The organism is Flavobacterium gossypii (assembly GCF_014138495.1).
Lineage (GTDB): Bacteria > Bacteroidota > Bacteroidia > Flavobacteriales > Flavobacteriaceae > Flavobacterium > Flavobacterium endophyticum.
The window spans coordinates 60,995-75,989 of sequence record NZ_JACJIS010000001.1; the positions used below are offsets into that span (position 1 = coordinate 60,995).

General features: G+C 39.6%; 13 protein-coding genes. 9 read left to right on the plus strand and 4 right to left on the minus strand.

Annotation, left to right across the window (positions count from 1 at the left end; translation table 11 throughout):
* Window positions 1–21: 21 nt before the first annotated feature.
* Together GGR22_RS00270 and GGR22_RS00275 are read right to left on the minus strand one after the other, a co-directional pair.
* Complete coding sequence (locus GGR22_RS00270; protein WP_121377583.1) at window positions 22–708, minus strand: SIMPL domain-containing protein; 687 nt, start codon at window positions 706–708, stop codon at window positions 22–24.
* Between the two features lie 191 nt (window positions 709–899).
* Window positions 900–1,523 (minus strand): rhomboid family intramembrane serine protease, encoded by a 624-nt coding sequence (locus tag GGR22_RS00275; RefSeq protein WP_121377582.1) that lies wholly within the window; start codon window positions 1,521–1,523, stop codon window positions 900–902.
* 105 nt (window positions 1,524–1,628) lie between these two features.
* Between GGR22_RS00275 and GGR22_RS00280 the strand changes: the two genes are divergently transcribed.
* Window positions 1,629–2,522, plus strand: a complete 894-nt coding sequence (locus tag GGR22_RS00280; protein ID WP_182492118.1) for a lysophospholipid acyltransferase family protein — start codon at window positions 1,629–1,631, stop codon at window positions 2,520–2,522.
* Here the strand turns inward: GGR22_RS00280 and GGR22_RS00285 are convergent.
* Window positions 2,515–4,005: an aminotransferase class V-fold PLP-dependent enzyme gene (locus GGR22_RS00285; RefSeq protein ID WP_182492119.1), complete on the minus strand. Its 1,491-nt coding sequence runs from the start codon at window positions 4,003–4,005 to the stop codon at window positions 2,515–2,517. The genes GGR22_RS00280 and GGR22_RS00285 overlap by 8 nt on opposite strands.
* Window positions 4,006–4,318: 313 nt before the next feature.
* Here GGR22_RS00285 and GGR22_RS00290 point away from each other — a divergent pair, with 313 nt between their 5' ends.
* Window positions 4,319–5,620, plus strand: a complete 1,302-nt coding sequence (locus GGR22_RS00290) for a cytochrome ubiquinol oxidase subunit I (protein ID WP_182492120.1) — start codon at window positions 4,319–4,321, stop codon at window positions 5,618–5,620.
* A gap of 5 nt (window positions 5,621–5,625) precedes the next feature.
* A complete protein-coding gene (locus GGR22_RS00295) occupies window positions 5,626–6,654 on the plus strand; it encodes a cytochrome d ubiquinol oxidase subunit II (RefSeq protein WP_182492121.1) in 1,029 nt (342 codons plus the stop codon).
* A 53-nt stretch (window positions 6,655–6,707) separates the two neighbouring features.
* Here GGR22_RS00295 and GGR22_RS00300 read toward each other — a convergent pair whose 3' ends face one another.
* Window positions 6,708–8,345 (minus strand): NADP-dependent glyceraldehyde-3-phosphate dehydrogenase, encoded by a 1,638-nt coding sequence (locus GGR22_RS00300; protein ID WP_211331205.1) that lies wholly within the window; start codon window positions 8,343–8,345, stop codon window positions 6,708–6,710.
* Window positions 8,346–8,595: 250 nt separating this feature from the next.
* On the opposite strand from GGR22_RS00300, the gene GGR22_RS00305 reads away from it, so the two are divergent.
* The 6 genes from GGR22_RS00305 (at window position 8,596) to GGR22_RS00330 (ending at window position 14,986) form a co-directional block, all read left to right on the plus strand.
* The gene (locus tag GGR22_RS00305) at window positions 8,596–9,408 is read left to right on the plus strand and encodes a response regulator transcription factor (protein WP_182492122.1); all 813 of its coding nucleotides are present in this window, start codon (window positions 8,596–8,598) and stop codon (window positions 9,406–9,408) included.
* A gap of 45 nt (window positions 9,409–9,453) precedes the next feature.
* Window positions 9,454–9,744 (plus strand): c-type cytochrome, encoded by a 291-nt coding sequence (locus GGR22_RS00310; RefSeq protein ID WP_121377577.1) that lies wholly within the window; start codon window positions 9,454–9,456, stop codon window positions 9,742–9,744.
* 10 nt (window positions 9,745–9,754) lie between these two features.
* Window positions 9,755–10,279 carry an anthrone oxygenase family protein gene (locus tag GGR22_RS00315; RefSeq protein WP_246336899.1) on the plus strand — a complete coding sequence of 175 codons (525 nt, stop codon included), beginning with the start codon at window positions 9,755–9,757 and terminating at the stop codon, window positions 10,277–10,279.
* A gap of 15 nt (window positions 10,280–10,294) precedes the next feature.
* The gene (locus GGR22_RS00320) at window positions 10,295–11,299 is read left to right on the plus strand and encodes a DNA alkylation repair protein (protein ID WP_246336900.1); all 1,005 of its coding nucleotides are present in this window, start codon (window positions 10,295–10,297) and stop codon (window positions 11,297–11,299) included.
* A 341-nt stretch (window positions 11,300–11,640) separates the two neighbouring features.
* Complete coding sequence (locus tag GGR22_RS00325; RefSeq protein WP_182492123.1) at window positions 11,641–13,158, plus strand: hypothetical protein; 1,518 nt, start codon at window positions 11,641–11,643, stop codon at window positions 13,156–13,158.
* A 16-nt stretch (window positions 13,159–13,174) separates the two neighbouring features.
* Window positions 13,175–14,986, plus strand: a complete 1,812-nt coding sequence (locus GGR22_RS00330; RefSeq protein WP_246336901.1) for a T9SS sorting signal type C domain-containing protein — start codon at window positions 13,175–13,177, stop codon at window positions 14,984–14,986.
* Window positions 14,987–14,995: the final 9 nt, after the last annotated feature.

The window sequence follows — 14,995 nt, forward strand, 5'->3', positions numbered from 1 at the left end:
TCTATCAATTCTATAAAACTTCTATTCTAAAGAAAAGCTTATTGTTACGTTAGCCGTAATTTCAATCTCTCCTATTGCCAAAGTTTCTCTCGGCATAGCATCCTCAGCAACACCTGCTTTCATTGCATACATCATCGGAACTGGATAGTGAGTCTGAGAATTATCAGAAACCATGATAGCCTTTCCTACTTTTTGGCTTAAAGCTGATGCGTAGTCTAATGCTTTTGTTTTAGCATCTGCTACAGCCGCTTTTCTAGCGTCTGATTCGAATTGCGCTACTTTTGTAGACTTGAACTCCACGCCTTGGATGTTATTGATTCCTGTGTCAACCAATCCCATCATCATAGTATCATATTTTGACAAATCTTTTAGCGTAATAGAAATCTGCTGTGAAGCCACATAGCTGTATTTCTTTTTGGTGTAATCGTAGTTTTTGTGCAGATACACTTGTTTTGTCTGGTAATCCGAAGCAGGAAGCTTGAAACCTTTCAGATACTTGATTACCGCATCAACAGTTGCATCATTTTTCTTTTTGACTTCTGCCGCATCTGCACCTGTGTTTTCTACACCGATAGAGATGATAGCGTAATCTGGCGTTACTTTGATTTTTCCTTCTCCAGAAACGGTGATTTGTGGAACTTGCTTAAATTCTTGTGCTTGTGCAGCGGCTGTAAAAACAGTCATCAAGATCAAAATTGTTTTTTTCATAGTGTTTTGTATTTATTTTTGTTGTGTATTTTCAAATTGCGTGCCAATGTCAAATATCTTACAAAATTTTTAGCCGCTCCTTAGAAACTTACCTTAAAAATACATCTTTTAAAACAAATAGCCAACGTATAAAATCGTAATGCTAAGTGACTTATAAAAAACTTACCTCTTGATGTATCTGATTGAAAAAATTATATCTTTCCCATCTTTGCCATGACAAACAAGATGATAATCGGAAGTGCCAGTATTATTACGGTCTGAGTGTTTTCGGTAATCATTTCAGGCACGCGTGACAATGTAATCAAATAACCTCCCACAGCGCCTCCAAAATGCGCCGTATGTCCAATATTATCACTTTTGGATTTCATGCCGTAAATCGAATATAAAAGATAGATGATACCAAAAATATAGCCTGGCATAAAATATATTTCTAAGGCAGGCTGTACTAAAATCGCGGCATACACCACTCCGATGACCGCGCCCGAAGCACCAACCGCTCTGTAGCTATAATCATTCTTATGTAAAGCCATCGTCAGCAGATTGCCCAAAATCAAACTTCCGGCATACACCATCAAAAAGGTAAATGACCCTAGTCCTGAAATTACGTAAGGCGCAAAAAGATAAAGCGTCAACATATTAAACGCTAAATGCGCGATATCAACATGGAGAAATCCTGATGAAAACATACGAACTTGTTCGCCGGCACGGATACTGCCGACATGAAATTCGTATTTTCTAAAAAAAGACAGATCGTTGAATCCTTTGAAACTTATTATCAGATTGAGAGCGATAATAACAATAAGAAAAATATTCATAAATGGTAATTTGACCGTAAAAATACAAACCCTTTCTGTATCAATTGTAAAAGCACTATACTATTTAACAGCTTTCGCCTTATATTTGCATAAAATATTCCAAGAATGCAATTACTACTTTTTATTTTCCTCTATCCTTTCTTATGGCTGATTTCTATATTGCCGTTTAGGGTGCTTTATTTCTTTTCTGACTGCGTTTATGTATTGGTGTATTACATTATCGGCTACAGAAAAAAAACAGTACGGGAAAATCTTGAAATCGCCTTGCCTCATCTTTCAAAACAAGAAAGACATGTCATCGAAAAGAAATTCTACCATCATTTCTGCGACAGTTTTTTTGAAATGATAAAAACCATGACGATTTCTGATTCAGAAATTGAGAAACGCTTCACATTTACCAATCTTGAAGTCTATCTCGATATGGAAAAAAGGGGAAAAAGCATTGCATTGTTTTGTGCCCACTATTCGAGTTATGAATGGCTGATTTCAATGAACAGGAAAATCAATTTCAAAGGATATGCTATCTATAAAAGAATACGCAATAAATACTTTGACAAGTTGGTCAGAGATATACGTGCCAGATTCCAAGCACATCTTATTGATACAAAAGAAACCATCAATGTTATCCATGAAAACCAAAAGAATGATATAAAAGGTGTCTATGGTTTTGCTAGCGATCAATCTCCGAAAGCTTCTAAAGCTTTTCATTGGGGAGAATTTTTCGGTGTCAATGTCCCGATGCATACCGGAGCGGAAATGATTGCCAAAAGAATGGACCTTAACGTGATTTTCGTCAAAGGAGAAAAAATAAAACGCGGCTATTATCAAGCCACGTTCGTAGAAATGGTTGACAATCCGAAAGAAGTTCCCAATTATCAAATATCAGATATGTTTCTTCGTTTGGTCGAACAGCAAATACTTGAAGCGCCAGAATATTATTTATGGACGCACAAGCGTTGGAAATTCCGAGGCCAGAGCCAGCTACATCCTACTAAATAGTTCCGAACCACTGTTTTACCAAATCCTTTTCTGGATTCGACGCGTTTCTGTGTGTGAATTCATTGGAGTTTTTATGATACTCATAGTCCTTTGCCCATTCTTGGTGATTTGCCGCTACTGCCTTGATGCTTTCGCATACAAACTGAATCTCAGTATTTGTAGTCGTTGGATGAATCGACATACGAATCCATCCTGGTTTTCTGATCAAATCTCCTGCCGTAATCAAATTGGTCAAGTCATGCGATGTTTCTTCATCCACATGAAGCAGATAATGTCCGTAGGTTCCTGCACAGCTGCAGCCGCCGCGTGTTTGTATTCCAAATTTATCATTCAGCAATTTAACGCCAAGATTAAAATGCAGGTCGTCTATGTAAAAAGAAATTACTCCAAGTCGATCTTTATGCTGGTCTGCCAAAATATTTATATTGGAAACAGCACCTAATTCGGAAAAGATATAATCAATAATTTCATGCTCTCTTTTCAAGATATTGGCAACACCCATCTTTTCTTTGAGCTGGATGGCCAAAGCCGTTTTTATGACTTGAAGGAATCCTGGCGTACCGCCATCTTCTCGTTCCTCGATATTGTCAAGATATTTATGTTCTCCCCAAGGATTTGTCCATGAAACCGTACCGCCACCAGGGTTGTCAGGAATCATATTTCTGTAAAGTTTTTTATTGAAAATCAAGATTCCCGAAGTACCAGGACCGCCTAGAAATTTATGAGGCGAAAAGAAAATCGCGTCCAAATATGCCTCGCTGTCTTCAGGATGCATGTTGATATCGACATAAGGCGCCGAACAGGCAAAATCTACAAAACAGACACCATTGTTTTGGTGCATTAGTTTTGCTACTTCATAATAGGGCGTTTTGATTCCCGTCACGTTGGAGCAAGAAGTAATCGAAGCAATCTTTAATGTATGGTTCTTATATTTTTCCAAAAGCGCTTTAAAGCTATCGAAGCAAAGTAATCCTTTTTCGCAAGCGGGAATTACCTCAACCTTTGCGATAGTTTCCAGCCATGAAGTCTGGTTCGAATGGTGCTCCATGTGTGAAACAAAAACTATCGGTCTTTTTTCATCTGGAATAGCTGTGAATTCACGAAGATTTTCTGGAATTTTCAATCCCAATATTCGTTGGAATTTGTTGATTACACCCGTCATTCCTGTACCATCTGCAATCAATATGTCATCTTCATTGGCATTTACATGCTTTTTGATAATGTTTCGTGCATGATGATATGCCATTGTCATCGCCATTCCAGAAACAGTCGTTTCAGTATGTGTATTGGCAACAAAAGGACCAAACTCATTCATCAGCTTCTCTTCTATCGGACGATATAGGCGCCCACTCGCCGTCCAGTCTGTATAAATAATCTTCTTCTTTCCGAAAGGCGAAATAAACTCTTGGTCGATGCCTATGATATTGTTTCGGAATTGCTGAAAATATTGTTCAAGCTGGGTGGATATTTCGGTTGTGGTCATTGCTTTTTTATTTGTTCCAAAGATACTATTTTTTGCTGATTTCAAAATTGTGCCAAAAAAATTTAAACGCTTCAAAAAAAGGTAATTTTTGGAGTTTGAAAAAATGCTAAATCTCTTCACAAAATAAGCTGATTTAAGATTTTTTCGGCACTATGTATTTTTTTATTCCTCTTTTATTTCAAAGGAAGTTTTTTTGTTAAAACAAGTATTTGTTTTTTCACGCAAAACCTTCATTTATAGCGAAATTAACCTACAAAAATCAGGGTTTCTTGCTTTTTATAGGTTATCTTTGTTAGGCAAAATCCGAACTCTCATGGATAATTTAGATGCTGCAAGAATGCAGATGGCATTTACCCTCATATTCCACATCGTCTTTGCTTGTATTGGAATGGTAATGCCTTTTTTTATGGTAATTTCACACTACAAATGGCTCAAGACGAAAAAGCCAGTCTTCCTAAAACTTACAAAATCTTGGCAAAAAGGCGTCGCCATTTTCTTTGTCACAGGCGCCGTTTCTGGAACAGCTTTATCTTTTGAATTGGGACTGCTCTGGCCAGAGTTTATGAAACACGCAGGACCTATAATCGGAATGCCTTTTTCACTCGAAGGTGCCGCCTTTTTCGTAGAAGCGCTTGCCTTGGGATTTTATCTGTACGGATGGAACAAATTGCCCGAAAGATTTCATCTGCTCACTGGAATTATCGTAGGCTTATCAGGCGTGGCTTCGGGAATTTTGGTAGTTTCTGCCAATAGCTGGATGAATGCTCCATCTGGTTTTGAATATATAAACGGTGAATTCCTAAATATTGATCCGCTAAAAGCCTTCTTGAATCCTGCTTGGTTTACACAGGCGCTTCACATGACTTTGGCCGCTTTTGCAGCTACTTCGTTTGCCGTAGCGGGAATACATGCGTGGCAGATTTATAAAAAAAGAAATATAGAGCTACACCGCGAAGCTTTTAAAATAGCTATTGTTTTTGGTGCAGTTGCGGCTTTACTTCAGCCTTTGAGTGGCGATTTGTCCGCTAAAGATATTGCCCAAAGGCAGCCTGTAAAATTGGCCGCACTCGAAGCTCATTACGAAACTGAAAAAGGTGCGCCGTTGTATATCGGCGGAATTGTTGACGAAGAAAACCAAACCGTAAGTTACAAGATTGAAATTCCGAAAGCACTTTCTTTCCTGTCTTTTGGAGATTTTGACGCCGAAGTAAAAGGCTTGAACGATTTCCCGAAAGAAGACAGGCCGCCTGTAGCCATTACGCATTATGCCTTCCAAATTATGGTAGGGTTGGGAACACTGCTTATGTTTTCCGGACTTCTTTATTTCATCAGCCTCAAAAAGAAAAAGTGGCAGGATTCTAAAAAGTATTGGCTCTATTTTGCCTGTCTTGCTCCTGTCGGATTTCTGGCCTTGGAAGCCGGATGGATTGTCACCGAAGTAGGAAGGCAGCCTTGGATAATCCACAACGTGATGCGGACCAAAGATGCGGTAACGCCAATGCCTGGAATGATTTACAGCTTTTACCTCTACGTAATTCTATATGCCGTCCTTTCTATTGCCATCACATGGCTGATGGGACGCCAGATAAAAGTGCTCAATAACTCTGAAGACTAAAGATTATGTTATACGTTGTTTTGTTTTTTGCCATCTTCTCGCTTTTCCTCTATGTTTTATTAGGCGGAGCTGATTTTGGCGCAGGAATACTCGAGTTATTTTCCTCCAAAGACCATCAGGTGTCGATCAAAAAAAGGGTATACAGCGTCATGGGACCGGTCTGGGAAGCGAACCATATCTGGATTATCATCTTAATCGTCATTCTTTGGATTGCTTTTCCCGCTTTCTACAATATCATCATCATCTATCTCCATATTCCGCTGACTCTGATTTTGTTGGGAATTACGCTCCGCGGTGTTGCTTTTGTCTTCCGTCATTATGATGCCGTAAAAGACAAATCGCAGCTTTTGTACGACCGCATGTTTGAATTTTCCTGCCTTGTGACGCCTATATTTTTAGGAATGACGTACGGAGCTTTGATCAGTGGCAATATTATACTTTTAGAAGACCATCCGAATGCGGATTTCGCTTCTGTATTTATCAAACCGTGGTTGCAGCCCTTCCCTATCCTGACCGGCTTTTTCTTTAGTGCGCTCTGCGTATTTCTTTCTGCTACTTTTTTGATTGGAGAAGCCACCGAATACGAACGCAGGATGTATATCCGAAAAGCAGGAATTGCTACTTGGATTGTAGTCTTATTGGGCTTTATTACGCTGGCCGTTGCTTATTCTGAAGAAAATAAATTTGTCCTTGATTTCCTTAAAAATTATTACGCTGTAGGAGCGGTTCTTTTGTCAGGATTATTACTTCTCCCTTTATGGAGAAGCATGCGAAAAGGAAAGGTCGTGTTGTGTCGCTTTTTTGCAGGATTACAAGTCGTATTAATTCTTTCAGCAGCAGTAGGGGCTCATTTTCCAAATCTGATTATTACGAAAAACAGCCAAGTCAGTTTATTAGATGGCATCGCGCCAGAAAGCACCATAAATATATTAGGGATTTCCCTGATTATCGGCGGACTGATTATCTTGCCCGGCCTCTTCCATCTTCTAAAATCATTCAAAATGATCAAGATTCTAGAAAACGAAGAAAAGTAAAAAGGTTCACCAATAACGGCAAACCTTTTTAACTTTTCGCTTTCGACTTTCAACTAAAAAATAAACTTAGTACTCAAGAAATTCGATTTATCTGAATTGACAATATCATTAATCAGTTCTTTGTTAGCATCATTCATCTTGAAAGCAACCAGCGAACGAATCGAAAACGAACGAATGGCATCTGGAATAGATAACGTTCCTTCGGCACTGTCTTTTCTTCCCGTAAACGGAAAAATATCAGGGCCACGCTGCGACTGACTGTTGATGTTCACACGGCTTACTTGATTTACCAAAGGATCGATCAATGAGCCTACTTCCGAAGCATCCATACTGAAAATACTTACCTGCTGTCCGTATTTTGCATCAATTAAGTATTGGATGACTTCTTCGACATCATCGAAAGGAACAATTGGGATAATCGGTCCGAACTGTTCTTCATGATATAATTTCATCTTTTCATTGACCGGATAAACCACAGCCGGATAAAAGAAAGAAGCTTTAGAAACGCCTCCATTTTCATTCACAACTTTGGCACCATGTGTCTCCGCATCTTTGATACAATCATTTAGATAATCTATTTTATACGGTTCAGGCAACGGCGTCAAAGACACTCCATTTTCCCACGGAAGCCCGAATTTTAAATCGCTAACTGCCTTGCTGAATTCGCTTATGAATTGATCTGCAATGCTTCTATGCACCCAGACGATTTTCAAAGCCGTGCAACGCTGTCCGTTAAAAGACAAAGATCCTGTAATGGTTTCTTTTACCGCCAAGCCGATATCTGCTTTTGAGGTAATAATAGAAGCGTTTTTTGCATCCAATCCTAAAACAGCACGAAGTCGGTTTACTTTTGGATGTTGTTTTTTCAGTTCGTTGGCCACCTTGCTAGAACCAATCAGCGTCAGCACATTAATTTTTCCCGAATGCATCAAGCCTGGAATGATATCGCTTCCACGTCCGTAAATCACGTTGATAACGCCTTTCGGGAAACTTTCCTGAAAAGCTTCTTGTAGCGGATAGTGCAATAATGTTCCAAATTTTGGCGGTTTGAACAAGATTGTATTTCCCATAATCAAGGCGGGAATCAATGTCGTAAAAGTTTCATTTAGTGGATAATTAAACGGACCCATGCAAAGTACTACGCCAAGTGGAGAACGTCGAATTTGCGCCGCAATTCCTTCAGCGATTTCAAATTTCGAAGAATCTCTGTCTAAATTCTTGAGTGAGTCAATTGTAGCATAAATATATTCTACCGTTCTGTCAAATTCTTTTATGGAATCGGCATACGACTTGCCAATTTCCCACATGATGAGTTTTACAACCGTTTCTTTTTTGGCAATCATCTTGCCCGTAAATTGCTCAACGTGGTGGATTCTTTCGGAAACGCTCATCGTTGGCCATTCACCGCGACCGTCGTTATAGGCTGTAACTGCTGCTTCAAGCGATGCTTGGGCTTCTTTTTCGGTACTAACGGGATAGCTTCCTATCAGCTTCGGCTTTAATCCATCGGCAGTTTTTGTATAAATTGGGGAATAGACTTCATGGACATCGCCAGTCCATTTTTTCATTTCGCCATTGCTCAGGTATTCTTTTTGGTGGATTTCCTCAATTCGGAATTGTTCGGGGATTGCGCTTTCCTCAATGAACAGATTTTCCAGAGATTCCTCAAAGGATATTTTTTTGTCATCCATAAATTTCTAGTTTTAAAAGGAATTAATCATAAGGCTTTAGGTACGTAAATATAGTCAGATTAATGACAAGTCGCATTGCTCTCGCATCATAATTTGTTATAGAATCATAGCGATAGCCCTATTTTGGGCTTTTGTTGCTTTTTGAAATCAAATCCAACAAAAAGACCATTTCTTTTGTCAGAAACGCATTCAGTATTTTAAAAGCATCTTTTATTATATTTGTATAGAGTTAACTAATAGAAGCGTCCAGATGCAGTACAACTCCATACCACCTGCCCTACAATTAGAGCCTTTCGTAAAGCATATCGAAGTAATCACTTCTGGAGCCTCTATGCAATCTGAAACCAACCTACGTTTTTTTGCCGACGGTTGTCCTGGAATTATTTTCAGCCAATCGGAAAGCGGCTTTTTTACGGATGCCTGCTCAGATAAGCTTTGCAGCTTCTATCTGTACGGACAGACCATCAAACCCATCAATATTTTTTCTTTTGGACGATTTACAAAGATTATCTTCTACTTGAAACCGCATGTATTGGGCTCGCTCTTTAGAATCAATGCCAGTGAAATAACGGACACTTGCTTGGACATCTCATTATTGCTGCCAAAACTGACTCCGGAATTATTGGAGAAACTATCTGAAACGACAAGCATCCAAAATCAGATCAGGCTGATTTCTGATTTCCTTGTTTTTATTGCCGGAAAAAACAATCCAGACTTGATGCTACAGCAAGCCACAGAGAAAATTATCCGTCACAATGGAGAAATATCGCTTACTGAACTGCAAAAAGAATTCAGCTTGTCGGAACGCACTTTTGAAAGAAGATTCGAGAACTCCATAGGCGTATCGCCAAGGCTTTTCTCAAGAGTGTGCCGATTCCAGTCGGCATTGGCGCAGCTGCATTCTTATGATTACACTAAACTATCTGACGTTGCCTATGAAAACGGTTTTTCAGATCAATCGCATTTTACCCGCACGTTTAAAGAATTTACTGGTATAACTCCCAAGCTCTACCTATCAGAATTTGAAAATAATTTTGCAACACAGCCAGCTTTGTCGGTTTGATTCTATTTTGTCTTTTTTATTCGTTGCAATTTTGCTAAAAAAAAGATGAAAACATTCCTATACTTAGGCTTCCTCTTACTTACAACAAATATAACAACCGCTCAGAATGCTGCTTCCGGAAAGAACATTTTTGAGGCCAAATGCCAGCGATGCCATGGCAATGACGGTACAAAAGGGCTCTTCGGCGCCAAGAATCTACAAACGAGCCGATTGGAGAATACCGAACTGACCGCCATCATATCCAAAGGCAGAAGAGGAATGCCGCGATGGGAAAAGAAATTGTCACAGACTGAAATCGAATCTGTGGCAGCTTACATAAAATCATTACGAAAATAAAAAACGAACCATGAAAAAAACAACTATGACAGATCTTATCTTGATTATCACAGCACTGCTATTAGCCTTGTCCGCAGGGCTTTTTTACAGCTATTCTTGTTCCGTAAATCCTGGCTTGAAACAGCTTGGCGATTCGGAATATATAAACGCGATGCAATCTATCAACCGTGCCATACTCAATCCTGTGTTCTTTTTGAGCTTTGTAGGCGCTCTTGTTTGCCTGCCAATAAGCGTATTCCTTAATTTTACGGCATGGGATTCTCCAAAATTCCTCTTGCTATTGGGTGCCTTGGTATTGTATGCCTGCGGTACATTTGGTATCACTATTTTTGGCAACGTACCTTTGAATGAAGCATTGGATGCTTTTGACTTGAAAAATGCATCAGCAGCAGAAATCAGCATCGCTCGAAAAAATTTCGAAATTCCGTGGAATAATCTTCATCTGGTACGCACAGTCGCTTCTGTAATTTCTTTACTTTTGGTACTTATCAGCCTCACGATATCCTCGAAGGCCACAACACTAATCACCTCTTAAAAGACTTGCTTTATAATGAGTGCCTTAAAAGACATCTACTCTCCTATTTTTTATGACAGACTAGCCGACACGCTGGCGAAGACTGTCTCTTCGTTTGAAAAGAAACTATTTATCGCACAGATTTTTGACGATACTTTTTCACAAAAAGAACTCAAAGACCGTATGCGCCATACAACAAAAGTATTGCGCAATTTCATGCCTGACGATTTTGGTAGCGCAGCGGATATCCTTCAAAAAACGATTATCCTTCTTCGCGAAAATCAACATGGCGAAGACAGTCTCGCTTATATATTCTTACCAGACTATATTGAAATGTATGGAATCGATGATTATGAAAATGCTGTAAAATCTATCGAGTTTGTGACCCAGTTCATTAGCTGTGAGTTTGCCGTGAGACCCTTCATTATCAAATATGGCGACCGAATGATTGACCAAATGAAAAAATGGTCTTCACACGAAAGCCATAAAGTACGCAGGCTGGCGAGTGAAGGAAGCCGTCCCAGATTACCTTGGGCCATGGCCTTGCCAGAACTGAAAAAAAATCCAGAGACTTTACTTCCGCTTTTAGAAAACCTCAAAAATGATCCTTCAGAATATGTACGGCGCAGCGTTGCCAACAGCCTTAATGATATTGCGAAAGACCATCCACATATCGTATTGGCAGTAGCACAAAAGTGGAAAGGTCATAGCAAAGAAACCGATGCCATCATCAAGCACGGGAGCAGGACACTGCTCAAGCAAGGGCATCCAGAAATTTTAAGCCATTATGGGCTTGACAGCAACGGGCTTGAAGTTACAGATTTCAAAATTATCACTCCAAAAGTAAAAATAAAAGAGAGCCTTGAGTTTGCTTTTGCTGTCAAAAACACCAATGACACACCAAAAAGCATACGATTGGAATATGCAGTCTATTACAACAAAGCGAATGGCCAACTTTCGAAAAAGGTCTTCAAGATCAGTGAAAGAACGTATGCTTCTGGACAGAAGGAAACAATCAATAGAAACAATCGTTTAAGCTAATCACGACACGTAAGTTTTATCCGGGCTTACATAAACTTTCTCTTATTATTAATGGTGATGAAAAAAATACAGAATCCTTCGAACTAGCTCTGTAATTTTTCAGAAATAAAAAACGCTTCTATTTCACAAGGCTTCCATTTAGGAAGCTTTTTTTATTTGTAATTATTTTCGCATTAATTCATTAAAAACAACAGTAAACATAAATAAAATCACAAATTGAGAATAACTAATTATTCAGTAAAAATAACCATATACTAAATTATACAATTGTTAATTGTTTATTTTATAATAAATATTCAATAAATATTCCATAAATTTGAGATACCTTCAAATCTATTGCTATGATAATGATTACTAAAACCATTCCGATGGTGCTTCTTTTTTTGCTAAGCACGTTCGGATATTCGCAAATTGGGATTGGCACTACTTCGCCTGATCCAACTTCTGTCCTGCATGTAGAATCTACAACACAGGGATTTTTAACTCCAAGGATGACAACGGCACAAAGGACCGCCATAACGACTCCTGCTAATGGACTCATGGTCTACGATACTACATTAGCATCGTTCTATTACTATGACACGCCGACAACAGCTTGGATTAAAATAAACAGTGGCAAGGATGGCAGGCTGAAATACAAACTCATTAAATCGACCGATGTACTAGCTACCGTTTTAGCCGCTGAAAAAATAGCAGGAAGCAACACAAAATATTTGCTAGATTCGGCAACACTCTATGAAATTAACGGAACAATCAGCGTAGACCTGCCCATAGAGCTGAATAACGCTTATATTGTAGGAGAAGATTCCTCAGAAGACAAGCTAGTCAAAGCCACTGGCGACCTTTTCATAGGAACTACTGGTGGTTCAATGCGTATTCTGACATTGCAGGCTACTGCAGGAAATGTGTTTAACATTACAGGAACAGGCTCCATCGTAGGAGGAACACAAACCCAGAGCATGATTGTCAGGGACTGCATTGTCAGCACTTCTGCTAATGTAGGAAAATTGGAAAATTTTGCGCTCGTATTTATAAGTATCGTCCAATATATCAACAATACGACGGGAATTATTTATAAGGATATCAGCAGATTGCTATTGAGCAACGCAGGATGGTTTTCGAGCAACTCTGGAACCTACGAAACCTTACAAGGCACCTTCGGTCTCGTGGCTAAACAAGGCGGCTTTAGTGAAGTTACTGGAACAAAAATCGGTTTTGATGTTTCTGGAAATCCGACAGTTACGGGAGATGCCGTGATGGAAACCGTCGTCTTTACAGGAACGCTGACTTCTGGAAAATATGTCAATCCTTATACGGTGGGAACTTATACAGGGTTCAACTTTAACAACAGCTGGTCGGTAAGATGTACTGGAATCCCTAACGAAGGTGATTCACAATCGACTGGAACGGTCTATCTCGATAGAACTGGAACGGCGCAAGTTCAGACGCCTATTGGAACATTAAACGTAGGAGCTAAATTAGCCATCAATGCCGGATTGAATTCTAACCTTTACCGAGCTACTTCGGCGCAGACCAACAGAATTACCTATTCAGGAAAAAAAGGCAGAGTATTTCAGGTAAACTGCTCTATTTCATTCGGTAATGCTACAGGACTCACTAATACAGAATATGCTTTTTATATCATGAGAATCCCGTCTGCTGGAGGAACTGATCCGCAAATATCTACAGAAACTCTAATTGATACCAATGCAGGATATATTCAATCATTCCCTGTTCAGGGCTCGGTTTATCTCAACACAGGAGATTCTATAGAATTATGGGTCAAGAGATTAAACCAAGGGACCGGCACCACAGCACAAAGCTTTCTGGTAAGGTCATTTAACATGAGCATAAAATAACCCAAATCCCAAAACAATGAAAAAGCTCCAATTCCTACTGCCGCTTCTGCTACTTCCGATTGTAACACAAGCACAATTGTATGTCAGTACCAACAGCTATATGTATGTTAAGGACCAAGTAGTATTCGTAAAGCAGGATATCAATCTCCAGAATAATGGAAATATGTACATGAGAAACGAATCTCAGTTACTACAAGGAACGACAGGCGTTTCTGCTAATAAAGGTCTTGGCAAAGTCTCTGTATTTCAAGAAGGAACGGCAGACAATTTTGACTATAATTATTGGTGTTCGCCTGTAGGCAATGCTTCGGCAGCTACAGGAAATGAAAATTTTGGAATTTCAATGATTCATCAGCCCACAACAGTTACCGCCAGTACTCAAGCTACGATACTGCCATCCTCCAATTCTAACGGTACAGCCAATCCGCTTGCTATCTCTTCAAGATGGATTTATAAATTTTTGTCTTCAACTTCCTATTCGCAATGGATATATGTAGGAGGCGCTTCGACCTTAGCTCCCGGCCAAGGATTTTCCATGAAAGGAACAGCAGGAACAGACCCAACTATAGTAGAAGCCAACGGAATACAAAACAATCCAGGAGGCAGTGGCTCTCAACGCTATGATTTCCGAGGCAAGCCAAATGACGGAAATATATTAGTAACAGTCGCTACGAATAATTTGACACTTACCGGAAATCCGTATCCGTCTGCACTGAATGTCAATGCTTTTCTACTGGACGCTACAAACAATGCTGCAACAGGCATTGCCTACTATTGGGAACAAGACAAAACAGTTAACTCCCACAATGTCGGCCTTTATAAAGGGGGTTATGGCGCTTATTCGCCTATCAGCCTTGGTTCCAATGGCGTGTATGTTCCAGCTACTTTTAATTCTTATAATTCTGACGGATCGCTGAATGGCGTAGGTACTTCATCTGGACTAATCATCGAAAGAAAATATGCTCCAATCGGGCAAGGATTTATGATCAAGGGCGCATCAAGCGGCACCGTAACTTTGAAGAATGCACACAGAGCTTATTATAAAGAAAGCGGCGCTTTATCGCAGTTTGAACGCTCGCAAGAGCCAGCGCCAAAAAAACTTGCTGAAACTACCGAAAGTGAATCTATTGTAATCACAGAAGCGCAGTTCAAGCTCAATATCATCCTCGACAACCAGTTTACGAGACAGATTGCATTGGTATTCTTGCCTGAAGCTACAGACGGAATCGATGTGGGAATCGATGCTTTGAGCATAGCCCCAGATGACCTGCCAAATGATGCTTATTTTTTTCTGGACAACAGCAAATATGTAATTCAAGGAACCAGTTTCGATAGTAACAAAAGGATTCCTCTAGGCGTAAAGGCAGCCAACAACGCCTCGATAAAATTTTATGTGCCGGAAGTAACAAATTTTGATCCGACCCAAATGATCTACTTATACGATGGAGCCGACGATTCGTATCACGATATTAAAAACGGCAGCTATGAAGTGACACTTCCTACCGGAATCTACAACAGCAGATTTCAGATTACTTTTGTAAATACGGCTTTAGGCGTCGGTGAAACGATTAAACATAATTTCGGAATCACGCAGGACAATGCATCGCAGACATTCACGGTACAAAATCCGAATCTAGCTAATCTTAAGTCAGTCGTATTGTTTGATATTACAGGCAAAAGCATTTTCAAAAAAGACAATCTGGGTACCAATGAAAAGTATTCTTTTTCAACCAGCGGCTTGAGCAAAGGAGTTTATATAGTCGATCTTGTGGCTTCTGATAATCAGAAATTCAGTCAGAAAATAATCGTAAACAATCAAAAAAATTAGGCCTTTCAA